This window comes from Marinobacter salinisoli (genome assembly GCF_017301335.1).
GTDB classification, from domain to species: domain Bacteria; phylum Pseudomonadota; class Gammaproteobacteria; order Pseudomonadales; family Oleiphilaceae; genus Marinobacter; species Marinobacter salinisoli.
On the sequence record NZ_CP071247.1, the window covers coordinates 68,307 to 80,210 of the forward strand.

Consider the following 11,904-nt stretch of genomic DNA (forward strand, 5'->3'; position numbering starts at 1 on the left):
ATGAACAGGATGACCGAAGCACAGCTCAGCGAACTGGAGCGCGATTTAAACGCAATCCGGGAGCAGGTGGTCGCAGATCTTGGCGAACGGGACGCCGACTACATCCGCCGCATTGTGCGCCTGCATCGTACCCTCGAGGTCGCCGGACGCATCATGATGCCGCTGGGGGTTGTGCCGCCGGTTTTCGTTGCGGCCACCGCCACCCTCGGCATCGCTAAAATTCTCGAAAACATGGAGATCGGCCACAACGTCATGCACGGCCAGTACGACTGGATGAATGACCCGAGCCTGCATTCCCAGAACTACGAGTGGGACACGGTCTGCCCGGGCGACTCCTGGCGCCGCACCCACAACTACGAGCACCACACCTACACCAACATCATCGGCAAGGACCGGGACTACGGCTACGCACTGCTGCGTTTGAGCGACGACGAGCAATGGCGCCCACGGCACAGCCTGCAGTTCATCAACTACGTTCTACTGAGTGTCTTCTTCCAGTGGGGAGTCGGCCTGCACGAACTGGAGAGCGAACGCATTCGCCGGGGCGAAATCCGCCTGCGTGACAAGCTTCCGTTTCTGAAGGATTTCGCTCGCAAGGGCGGGCGCCAGGCGTTCAAGGACTACGTCTTCTTTCCGCTGGTCACCCTGCCAGTTGCGCCGGTTGTGCTTGCCGGTAATACCGGTGCCAACCTGATCCGCAATCTGTGGGCGTCAACGGTAATTTTCTGCGGCCATTTCACCCAGCAGGCCGAAACGTTTACCGAGGCCGAGTGCGAAGGCGAAAGCAAGGGACACTGGTATTTGCGGCAGTTAACCGGCTCGTCCAACTTCACCGGCGGCAAGTGGGTACACCTGCTCAGCGGACACCTGAGCTTTCAGGTAGAGCACCACCTGTTTCCCGACTTGCCAGCCCACCGGTACCCGGAAATCTCCGGCCAGGTGCAAGCGGTCTGCCAGAAGCACGACATACCTTACAACACCGGCAGCTTCGCCCGGCAGTATGGCTCGGTTCTGAAGCGCATTGCGGCCTTCTCGCTGCCGGACGCGATTCGCACCCGCCTGCCTGGCCAAGGCGCGGTTCAGGCGACGTGAAGCAGCCTTAGCAACTGGGGCCGGTGCTGATCCTGAATAACATCGGCCAGGGTGTAGTTGTCGAGTACCGCAAGGAAGGCCTGCAGGGCCTCGCCAAACATGGATTTCAGGCCACAGACCGGTGCAATCCTGCAATTGGTTTTTGGCGAGAAGCATTCCACCATTTTCAGGTCCTGCTCGGTTTCCCGCACCAGGATACCGACATTGATGTCCGTCGGTTCCCGGTCCAGACGCATCCCGCCTTTCTTGCCGCGGACCGTCTCAATGTAGCCACGCTTGTTCAGTTGATGCACCACCTTCATCAGATGGTTTCTGGAAATATCATACTGGTCGGCGATTTCCTGAATCGTGGTCAGCCGTTTGTTCTGCACCGCCAGGTAAATGAGCACACGCAAGGAGTAATCGGTATATCGGGTGATGTGCATTCAATGCCTCCCCGTTTGCTGGACAGATGAATGTGAGACTCTAAAGCCTCATCTTCCCTGGCAGAGCAAATCCAGACACTGCGGCACCGCCACTGAAAAGGAATACGTTAAAAGCAGAATATCAGCTAATGGGAAATTTGCCCGAAATCCGCTGAAATTCGTTCTTCCCGTCAGCCACCTGCCCGCGCTAATCTGTATGTCATCTACTATGCTAGGGTAAAGCGCCCGCTAACCCGGATAGGAATGCGACATAATGGCACGGACCCCGCTAACCGATCGTTTTGGCCGCACCGTTAACTACGTGCGCCTGTCGGTGACCGACCGATGTGACTTCCGGTGTGTCTACTGCATGTCAGAAGACATGACCTTCGTTCCGCGCGAGCAGGTTCTTACGCTTGAAGAGCTTGCTCAAGTGGCACGAACCTTTGTTGACCTGGGTACCCGGAAGATCCGTCTGACCGGCGGTGAACCACTGGTACGCAGAGACATTCTCGAGCTGGTTCGGGAAATAGGCACCTTTGGTTTGCATGATTTCGCCATGACCACCAACGGCAGTCAGCTGCCCACCATGGCCGAGCCTCTGCGCAAAGCTGGCCTGAAGCGACTGAACATCAGCCTCGATTCGCTGGACGCCGACAAATTCCACCGCATTACCCGCACCGGCAAGCTGTCACAGGTACTGGACGGTATCGATGCCGCCCGGGACGCCGGCTTTGAAGGCATCAAACTGAACACAGTGGTTCTGAAAGGACGAAACCACGAGGAAATCCCGGATCTGGTGGACTTCGCCCGACAAAAAAACATCGACATTACCTTCATCGAAGAGATGCCGCTGGGCGAGATTTCCGAGCATGACCGTGGCCTTACGCTGTGTACCAGCGACGAAGTGCGGGACATCATCCAAGAACGACACGAACTGATACCCACCTCGGAAAATTCTGGCGGCCCCGCGCGCTACTACCGCATGCCGGACAGCAAAACCAAAGTGGGTTTTATCTCGCCCCATTCCCACAACTTCTGTTCTACCTGCAACCGAGTCCGGGTGACGGTGGAAGGACGACTGTTGTTGTGCCTCGGCAATGAGCACTCCGTGGATCTCAGGCGGGTGCTGCGAGGCCATCCGGAGTCGGACGACAAACTGCGGGAAACCATCATCCAAGCCATGGACCTGAAGCCCGAACGCCACCACTTTGCCAGCAACGGTGACGTTCAGATCCTTCGGTTCATGAACATGACCGGCGGCTGAGCCGCCGGTTCAGATAATCCGGGAGAAGCGTTTGCTGGCGCCTTCTTTCCGGTACAGATCAAAAATCTGGCAAATCGCCCGAATCAGCAATCGCCCCGCCGGCTGCACCTGCAGCACCCCGCCCTCGTCCGCTACCAGACCATCCTTGATCATCGGGCGAAGCCGGCTCAGTTCATCGGCGAAGTACCGGTCAAAGTCTTCATTCCACTCATCGGCAAACCGACTCCGATCCAACCGGAACTGACAGATCAACTGCCCGATGACCCAACGGCGGATGCGATCATCCCGGCTCAAAGCCACGCCCCGGTTAATGGCCAGCTGGCCGGCGTCGATGGCCGCTTCCCAGGCCGGCAGGTCGTGATGGTTCTGGAAATAGGCATCGTCGGTCTGACCAATCGCTGAGACCCCCAGGGATACCAGATCGCAATCTGAATGGGTGGTGTAGCCCTGGAAATTCCGGTGCAGACGACCCTCGCACTGGGCGACCGAGAGGCTGTCATCCGGCTTGGCGAAGTGGTCCATGCCAATGTATTCGTAGCCCGCCTCCAACAACCGGTTGATGGTGCTGTGCAGGATGGTCAGCTTCTGCTGGGCACTGGGCAGAGTCTCGGCCTGAATCCGCGTCTGCGGGTAGAAACGGTCCGGCAGGTGGGCATAGCTGAACACCGACAGCCGGTCCGGCGACATCTCGATGACCGCTTCCAGCGTGTCCGCGAAACTCTCCGGGGTCTGATGGGGCAGTCCGTAGATCAGGTCCAGATTGATCGAGCGGAAGCCGATCTTGCGGGCTTCGTTCAGCACCGCTTCGGTCATGTCCCGGGGCTGCACCCGGTTCACCGCTTTCTGAACCTCAGGATTCACATCCTGAACGCCCAGGCTGATGCGGTTGAAACCCAGATCCCAGAGTGTGGACAAGGTGTCGTGGTCCACTTCCCGGGGATCGATCTCGACACTGTAATCCCGGTCCTCGTCGGCCTGCAGGTTGAACAACTCGCCATAACCGGCCATCAGATCGCGCATCACGTCGGTGGGCAGGAAGGTGGGTGTGCCGCCGCCCCAGTGCAACTGGCGCACCGGCCGGTCGGCACCGAACATCTTTGCCTGAAGAGCCGCCTCCTTCAGCAGGCGCTCCACGTAAGGCATGGCCTTGTCCCGCTTCTTGGTGATCACTTTGTTGCAGGCGCAGTAATAGCAGAGGTGGGCGCAGAACGGCAGGTGGGTGTACAGCGACAGGGGGCCACCACTGGCCCGGCTCCGGCCCGCTGCTTTGACCATATCCTTGATGCCGAATCGGGGGGTGAATTCCACCGCCGTCGGGTACGAGGTGTAACGGGGGCCGCTCAGGTCATAGCGACGGATCAGGGCATCGTCCCAGAGAAAATCCGGAAGTTCATTGGAAACAACGGCAGCGGCTGCAGAGTCGGGGGCCATAGCGAACTCGGTATGATTGCATGAAGATTGGTTCAAACTGTGGGGCCATTATCGCCGGGTCCCTTGCTGTCGCAGTTGACCCGGGTCAGTTGCCTGGCACATTCGGCATCAGCCGCCGTCAGTTTCGTCTGAACCAGCGGCGCGCACTGGGCGTACACTGGTTAGCCTTACCTCAACAGTGTAGACCCCGGAGCCTGCCGCCATGGCCAATCTGATTCTGATCCTGGGCGACCAGCTCAGCCCCGAGATCAGCGCCCTGCAAAACGCCGACCCGAACGAGGACCGGATCGTGATGGCGGAAGTGGCCGACGAAGCCGGCTACACCAACCATCACAAGAAAAAGCTGGTGCTGCTGTTCAGCGCCATGCGCCACTTCGCCGGGCAACTGGAACAGGACGGCTGGCAGGTGCACTACCACGCCTTCGACCCGGGCTCGAAACACAAGAGCCTGGAGGATGTGGTTGCCGCGCAGCTCAAGGAGCATTCCCTGGAAAGCGTCATCACCACCGAATGTGGAGAATGGCGCCTGCACGATCAGATCAGCCAGTGGCACACCCGCCTGGGGGTGCAGGTGGAGATCCGGCCGGACACCCGATTCATCGCCAGCAAGCAGGAATTCGCCGACTGGGCCGAGGGCCGGAAACAGCTGCGCATGGAATTCTTCTACCGGGAGATGCGCCGCAAAACCGGGCTGCTGATGACCGCCGACGGCGACCCCGAAGGCGGCGAATGGAACTTCGATGCGGATAATCGCAAGAAGTGGACCGGCAAGCCGGCCGCCCCCGCCACCTTCCGGGTGGAACCGGACAAGATTACCCAGGCGGTGATCAAACTGGTGGACGAGCACTTCGAGGACCACTTCGGCACCACCGAGGATTTTCACTTCGCGGTCACCCGTGAGGACGCCGAAGCCGCGCTGGAGCATTTCATCGACTACGCCCTGCCCTGCTTCGGTGACTATCAGGATGCCATGTCCGACACCGAAGACTGGCTGTTCCACTCCATCCTCTCGCCCTACATCAACTGCGGCCTGCTGGATCCGCTGTCGGTGTGTGAGGCCGCCGCCCAGGCCTGGTATTCCGGCCGTGCGCCGATCAATGCGGTGGAAGGCTTCATTCGCCAGATCATCGGCTGGCGCGAATTCGTGCGCGGTATCTACTGGATGCTGATGCCCGACTACGCCGAGGAAAACCGGCTGGGTAACAGCCGCGCCCTGCCCTGGTTCTACTGGACCGGCGAGACCAAAATGCGCTGTATGCACCGGGCCATCGACGCCACCCGCCGCAATGCCTACGCCCACCACATCCAGCGCCTGATGGTGACCGGCAACTTCGCCCTGCTGGCCGGCATCAAGCCGGAAGAAATCTGCGACTGGTACCTGGCGGTGTATGCCGACGCCTACGACTGGGTGGAACTGCCCAACGTGCTTGGCATGGTGATGCACGCCGATGGCGGCTATCTGGGGTCCAAGCCCTACGCCGCCAGTGGCAAGTACATCCAGCGCATGTCAGACCACTGCGCCAACTGCCACTACAAGGTGAGCAACAGCACCGAAGACGACGCCTGCCCGTTCAACGCCCTGTACTGGCATTTCATCGACCGGCACCGGGACGACTTCGAGGGCAACCCCCGCATGGGCATGATGTACCGGAACTGGGACAAACAGGACCCCGACCGCCGGGAAGCCTTGCTGAAGAGGGCGGAGTGGTTACTGGACAACGTCGAGAACCTTTGAAGGCCCTGATACTCCAGCCAGCATTCGTGGTTATGGCACCAGACTTTGGCTACTCCTGCGGCACATCTGTTTTCGCACCTGTTAAACAAAAGCGGACATTCACATTGCACCCTGGGCTCCCCGCTTTTCTTCCCTGATACGGACGGAAATTCGGCCCTTCACGATTTCAAAAACTCGAACTGCGAAGCTGGTTTTGAGTAGCGAATTCGGCGCACAAATCCGTCTGTAGCTTTACTGGGGGTATAATGAAAATCGCTCAAAATCGTCCGGTTTCGTGCGGTTTTATTTGCAGCGCGTGCACGTTTTTTCCAAGGGTTACTCTGTAGCCCTATGTTTTAATGACTAAAATTTCCGAGGGCATGGTTTTAACTTGCACGAGCCTGCACGTTTTGCCCGATGCACATTTTTTGCAGGAAAGAGCGCCGAAAAATCCGTGCTGGCACTCTGCTATCTGTATGAATTAGAGCGAGAATTGGTGCTGTGATCTCGGTTTGGACGGGAGGTCGCGATTGCGGTTTAATGCGAATTCAAACTAATAAGCTGTTAGCTGTACGGAAAGTATCAGTGTTTCAATATCGCGATAGAAGTAGGTGGGGCAGCAACTCCATTTTTGTACATTGTTTGGCCTGTCTGATCTTGTGGGTTCCTTTGACAACTCTTTTGATCTTCACGGCTATTGAGTCAGGCCGTGTCGACTTGTACCTGTGGGCGTTTTCAGTTTCATTGGGCTTTGGGTTGTTCTTAATTCGTCGGTCGCAGATCAGGTTAACGTTCCCGGCAGTTGAGGTAAGTAATCAGCACTTGATATTTAACTTGGGTCTTATTGGTAGGCGGTCGGTTTACGAATTGGATGCTATCGAGGGGGCTAGAACGTTTTGGCACATCTTGTACTTTCGCCATCAAGGTTGGCCGGTGGTTAGGTCGCTACCTCGAATGTCTCAGGATCTGAGAATTCAGCTTCTGAGTGTGATCAAGGCCAGCTAACCAGTGCATCAAATTCGTTACGGCCACGAACAGCGTGGCCTCCACCGGACGGCCTTGCCAGGCCGCCGTTTATGCAGGCGTTAGGAAATAGACAGGTCGAGTCGGGCGATGATTACACTTGAGAAGCTGAATGACGAAGCCTATGCGCTGAGAGCAATTTGCTACCTTGCACAAAAATACGTGGTCAGTGACGTCGATAAGTTTTCGGTCGTGTTTTCAATAGCTTCAAACCTCGACTGCATTCCGGGTCGGTTTGTCTATCGTGCATTTCAGGAGGTGGAGTGCAGAGAGTTCTCTCCGCAAGACGACAGAGTTCTTCAGGAAATCATAAATTTATATGGCTAGTGAATGATGGAAAATGTCCTAACTAGTCACTGTTGTGGACTGCCGGTGCTGCGCCCCGTCAGCCGCAAAGCTTTGCGTTAGCTGGTATCAAGAATGATCGATAACTTGGAGTTTTCAGGGCGCAGCTTGAAGTGGTCTTTCGAGGGTAAGACGTTTCAGAAGGTATTTGCAGGCAACTTGTTTTATGCCGATGTACTACTGAGTGGCGCTGCTCCCCAAATTTTCGTCATAGTTGCCCGAAGTCGTCTCGAAGGAAGAGATGCTTTTTATGTTGTAGGGGCGGACGGTGAGATCGACAAGCAGATCGAAGTTCCCGAGTCGGTTCCTAAGATTTCCAGCTTATATGCAGTGGATAAGAGTGAGACCGGGTACGAGATTATTGCGCGATCTAATGACATCAAGTCTCAGCGCGATATGGCTATCGAGTTCAGTGCTGATAAAAGAGAGTTCATTTCCTGGAGAGAACACATGTGATGTCAGCTAACAAGGTGGTCAACGGGACGCCAACTACGCGTTGCTCCGTTGTCGCCCATTACCACGGCGTTGATCGCCCATTCCGAATGTCCGCTATGCGACCTGTCCGCCTTGAACTTGAAAGTTCAACCTGTTGCTGTGTGAATGAACTCGGTCCTGTAACGCTGATGAGCAGGGAATTAACCGTCGCTGCCCCGGGGTTAACTCCCATGCTGTGTGTCCGTGATTCGGCGCGATGATCAGCTGTTGTTGATCAGCGAATCTACCAACGTTTTGCCCAGTTCCAGGGCCGATTGCGGATTCTGTCCGGTGATCAGCCGTCCATCCTGTACGACGAAGCTTTCAAACATGCCGCCTTCCAGGTACTCGGCACCGCCTTCGGCCAGTTCGTCCTGAAGCAGGTAAGGGACGACGTTGGTTAGGCCGACGGCCTGTTCCTCTTTGTTGCTGAATCCAGCAACTTTTTTACCTTCGATGATGAGCCTGCCGTTGTCATCGCGGATGTTCAGAAGGGCGGCCGGACCGTGACACACCGCTGCAACAAATCCACCCTGCTGGTAAACCGCGAAACCAATGTCATTCACCGCCTGGCTGGCTGAGAAGTCCCAGACTGTGCCGTGTCCGCCGGCAAACACAATGGCCTGATAACGTGCCGGATCAACGTCCGCGAGTGTTAGCGTATTATCCAGCAGCGTTCGTGTTGCCGGGTTTGCCAGGAACTCTTTGTTGATAGCGTCGTCATCGGCCAGGCTATTGGGATCAATGGGGGCTGCCCCGCCTTTGATGCTGGCAATCTCCACCTTAATGCCCGCTTCGGTCAGTTCGTAGTAAGGGTGGGTCATTTCTGCCAGCCAGAGGCCTGTACGCTTGTTGGTCTCACCCATTTTATCGTGGCTGGTCACCACAATCAGGGCGCGGGTTTCCGCCGATGTAACTGTGGACGCGGTGGCAATCAGAAACGCAGCGAACAGCTTTATTAACGTTTTCATTGAATCTACTCTTTGGCGTGTGGGAATAGCCTGTTGTTAAACGGGCTATTCCAGACGGTTTAAAATCTATGGGACGCGGACTATTGGGTTAACCCGGTGATCTGGCAGAACCGGTCCAGCAGACTCTGGGTCTGTAGCGCGCGTTGTACAGCTAGAAGTCGATCGCCCTCGCTCGGTTTACGAACCAGGCGGCAGAAGCCGTCGATCATGTTCGCCGCTTGGGGCTTTGGTGTCGGTACCAACACTGGTTTGAAGTCCTCTGGCGCGGCCATGTCCTGGCGCACCCGGAATTGCGCCACATGCTCGGGATTGTTGAAGGCAAAGCCGTCCTTCCAGTCAAGGACATAGTCATCCATCTGGATCAGTCCTTGCTCGCCGATGATGTCCAGATCCATCTGGCAAACGCCAGCGTCATAACCAAAGTCAAAGCTGGAGACCTGACCACCTTCGAATTCAATCATTCCGGTACCGCCAACCACGGCGCCGGTCTGGTCATCCCGGCGAATCGTGCCATGCAAGGTTTTGACCGGCTGGGTTGGTCGCATGAATTCTACGATGGCACGCATGTTGTACCAGGCCATATCGCCGACGGCGCCGGTTGGCTCCTTCGAGGAATCAAATCGAATGTTTTCCCGGTCCATGAAAGGGAAGAAAAACGAGGTACGAACACGGTTTACCCGCCCGAGATCCGCTTGCTGCGTTTTCACCACCGCTTGGGTCCTCGGGTGATGGGTAAAGTGTGTCGCGTCCATAAAGGACAGGCCCCTAGCTTCGGCGGCGCTGGCAATGCGCTTCACGGACTCGGCGTTCAGAAACGGCTTTTCACTGATCAGGTGTTTCCCAGCATTTAGTGCGGCCAGACAGATCTCCTCACGTCCAGCGGTTGGAGTCGCGACATAGACGGCATCGATGCCCTTTGCCTGAACCAGTTCCTGCCAACTGCCATAGGCTTCGGCAATACCGTGTTCCTGTGCAAATTCTGCGGCACGCTCGTGTCGGCGACTGGCAACGGCGACTAAGTGACCGTGATCACTTTGTTTGATGGCATTTGCAATGACACCGGCAATCATTCCGGTTCCAACTATGCCAATTCGGATGGGTTCCATGTTGAGCTCCTATTCAAGGTTACCTGCCGCGTGTGATTTCTGTGCTTGCGGCTATGGGACGCCATACTAGGGAGCGTTCTGCTATAAATTAAATCTAACTGTTATATATCTGGAATTCGAAAAGTGAATATCAAAACTAAGGACCTGAATCTTTTGAAACTCTTCCAGGTCTTGTATGAGGAGAGGAGTGTCTCCGCAGCGGCCGAACGCATCAATCTGAGCCAACCAGCACTCAGCCACAAGCTGGCTAAATTAAGAGGTGAGTTCGATGACACCCTGTTTGCGCGAGCTCCACGAGGGCTGACACCGACGCCACGAGCCCATCAGCTGGCCCCAATGATTCAGCAACTGATTCGATCCCTGGAGTCCTTCTACGACTACTGCGATGAGGAGAGCTATCTGTTGCGGAAAGATCGAATACACATCTTTGCAACAGATTACATTGAGCAGCTTATAACGCCGGGGCTATTGCCGATTCTTAGGGAGCAGGCACCGAATACCCAGTTGGTGTTCCATAACACCCGGGGAAAGCTTCCGAGGAGCGAATTGGAAACCGGTACGTGTGACATCGCCATTGCCGGTTTTTTCGAGGGATTACCTGATACCTTCTACCAGCAAAAAATCCACGAGGAGCGTTTTTCGGTCCTTGCCAGCCGGGAGAACAGCCGGATCGGCGAAACGCTGAATTTGGAAACGTTCCTGGACTGCGATCATCTGGTCACGACGTTGACCGGGGATCTGGATGGCTTGGTTGATCGAAAACTTGAGGCGTTGGGGCGAAAGCGCACGGTGGTAGCCGGGCTGTCCAGTTTCTTGTCACCAACGTCGATGATTGCAGGAAGTGACCTAATCATCACGTGTCTGAATTCTATCGCAGTGCAAGCGTGCCGCCTTCAGCCGGAGCTTATCCACTACCCGCCACCCATTGATTTACCCAGCATCGAAATTCTTCAAACCTGGCATCTGCGAACCCATGAAGACCCCTTACGAGCCTGGCTTCGGCAACAAATTCGTAGCTTGCTTAGTCGGTGATTGAGTGTCCGCTTTGCGACCGGTGCCTCCGCTTTTGCCCTGCAGAACCGCTTACGAGGCATAGAGATCTTCGCCCAGGCCTTCGGCAGCAGTTCCATTGATTTTGAAATCACCTGGTGGACCGGCTCACGCCCGATCGATATCCGCAAATCCAAAGACGAGGTGATCGAAGCGGTCAAAGCCGCGCTGGACAACGCCGCCATCGAAATACCTTTCCCCTATCGCACTCTCACATTCAAGGAGCCGCTACCGGTCGAACAAGCGAAGTCGGCCAGTTAAGAATCCCGCAAAGCCGGGGCTTCTAAGGCGTTGGGTTTGAACTACAGTTGAGGTATCAGAACAACAACACGAGAGTGCCATGACTCGCTTCAAGCTGGCTTCTGTGGCCATTGGCGGAACGGTTGTGATTGCCGCAGCGGCTGCGATCTGGATTTACACGACCGATACGCCGAACCTTGCGGAACAGGCTCCTGCCCCGAAGCCTGGAGTCATCGCTATTCCACAGGCAGTGGCCCCGGACGACCCGGCGATCACGCTAGAGCAGCAGCAACTCCTGCAAGCCCCGGAAACACTCACCTTTGCCCGACAACTGGAGTTTCAGGGTGACGTGCGGGCATTCTTCCAGCAGGCCGACCGCCTGACCATGGAAGAACTAACGGCCCAGGCCGCCGCCTTGAAAGCACAACTGACAGACTACGAGGAAGCCGATCAGGTCACCGCCGCAGAGGCCCTGCTCGTGCGTATCGCCATCGCCAAGCTGGAATACCCGGATGAAGCCGAACAGAAGGCCGCCGCTGAAGCGCTGATTGAGCATTACCAGGCCGAGTCCGACGCTCGCCATCAAGCCTGGCTGGCCGAGCCCAAGCCCCGGTTTGAGGCCTATAAACGGCAGGAAAAGCAGATCGTCGAGGAAGTGATGGGGATGCAGAGCATCCCTGGTGGTCTGGATCGCAGCGAGTATCTGCGCCAGCGATTACAGCAAGCCCGCATCGCCGCCGAGAACAGCAGCGGCACCCGGTAAGGTTCACCGGGCACCGCTACCGGG

Annotated in this window: 11 protein-coding genes; 7 read left to right on the forward strand and 4 right to left on the reverse strand. The window is 56.5% G+C overall.

What is annotated here, in order from left to right:
* Entirely contained in the window at positions 1-1,092 is a 1,092-nt protein-coding gene (locus LPB19_RS00320) for a fatty acid desaturase family protein (RefSeq protein ID WP_206644114.1), read from the forward strand.
* Here LPB19_RS00320 and LPB19_RS00325 read toward each other — a convergent pair.
* Positions 1,080-1,517, reverse strand: coding sequence for an RrF2 family transcriptional regulator (locus tag LPB19_RS00325; RefSeq protein ID WP_206644115.1), 438 nt, complete (start codon positions 1,515-1,517; stop codon positions 1,080-1,082). The two genes, LPB19_RS00320 and LPB19_RS00325, sit on opposite strands and share 13 nt — an antisense overlap.
* A 253-nt stretch (positions 1,518-1,770) precedes the next feature.
* Here LPB19_RS00325 and moaA point away from each other — a divergent pair, with 253 nt between their 5' ends.
* Positions 1,771-2,763: a GTP 3',8-cyclase MoaA gene (gene moaA / locus LPB19_RS00330; protein ID WP_206644116.1), complete on the forward strand. Its 993-nt coding sequence runs from the start codon at positions 1,771-1,773 to the stop codon at positions 2,761-2,763.
* Positions 2,764-2,772: 9 nt separating this feature from the next.
* On the opposite strand, the gene hemN is transcribed toward moaA, so the two are convergent.
* Positions 2,773-4,194 (reverse strand): oxygen-independent coproporphyrinogen III oxidase, encoded by a 1,422-nt coding sequence (hemN, locus tag LPB19_RS00335; RefSeq protein ID WP_206644117.1) that lies wholly within the window; start codon positions 4,192-4,194, stop codon positions 2,773-2,775.
* A gap of 202 nt (positions 4,195-4,396) precedes the next feature.
* Between hemN and LPB19_RS00340 the strand changes: the two genes are divergently transcribed.
* The gene (locus LPB19_RS00340; RefSeq protein WP_206644118.1) at positions 4,397-5,929 is read left to right on the forward strand and encodes a cryptochrome/photolyase family protein; all 1,533 of its coding nucleotides are present in this window, start codon (positions 4,397-4,399) and stop codon (positions 5,927-5,929) included.
* A 1,422-nt stretch (positions 5,930-7,351) separates the two neighbouring features.
* The gene (locus tag LPB19_RS00345; protein WP_206644119.1) at positions 7,352-7,732 is read left to right on the forward strand and encodes a hypothetical protein; all 381 of its coding nucleotides are present in this window, start codon (positions 7,352-7,354) and stop codon (positions 7,730-7,732) included.
* A gap of 239 nt (positions 7,733-7,971) precedes the next feature.
* Here the strand turns inward: LPB19_RS00345 and LPB19_RS00350 are convergent, their stop codons facing one another.
* Together LPB19_RS00350 and LPB19_RS00355 are read right to left on the reverse strand one after the other, a co-directional pair.
* Complete coding sequence (locus LPB19_RS00350; RefSeq protein ID WP_206644120.1) at positions 7,972-8,721, reverse strand: type 1 glutamine amidotransferase domain-containing protein; 750 nt, start codon at positions 8,719-8,721, stop codon at positions 7,972-7,974.
* An 80-nt stretch (positions 8,722-8,801) separates the two neighbouring features.
* Positions 8,802-9,827 (reverse strand): Gfo/Idh/MocA family protein, encoded by a 1,026-nt coding sequence (locus LPB19_RS00355; RefSeq protein WP_206644121.1) that lies wholly within the window; start codon positions 9,825-9,827, stop codon positions 8,802-8,804.
* Between the two features lie 123 nt (positions 9,828-9,950).
* Between LPB19_RS00355 and LPB19_RS00360 the strand changes: the two genes are divergently transcribed.
* The 3 genes from LPB19_RS00360 (at position 9,951) to LPB19_RS00370 (ending at position 11,880) form a co-directional block, all read left to right on the forward strand.
* Entirely contained in the window at positions 9,951-10,859 is a 909-nt protein-coding gene (locus LPB19_RS00360) for a LysR family transcriptional regulator (RefSeq protein ID WP_206644122.1), read from the forward strand.
* Entirely contained in the window at positions 10,860-11,138 is a 279-nt protein-coding gene (locus tag LPB19_RS00365) for a mechanosensitive ion channel family protein (protein ID WP_206644123.1), read from the forward strand.
* Between the two features lie 79 nt (positions 11,139-11,217).
* On the forward strand, positions 11,218-11,880 hold the full coding sequence (locus LPB19_RS00370; RefSeq protein ID WP_206644124.1) for a hypothetical protein: 663 nt from the start codon (positions 11,218-11,220) through the stop codon (positions 11,878-11,880).
* Positions 11,881-11,904: the final 24 nt, after the last annotated feature.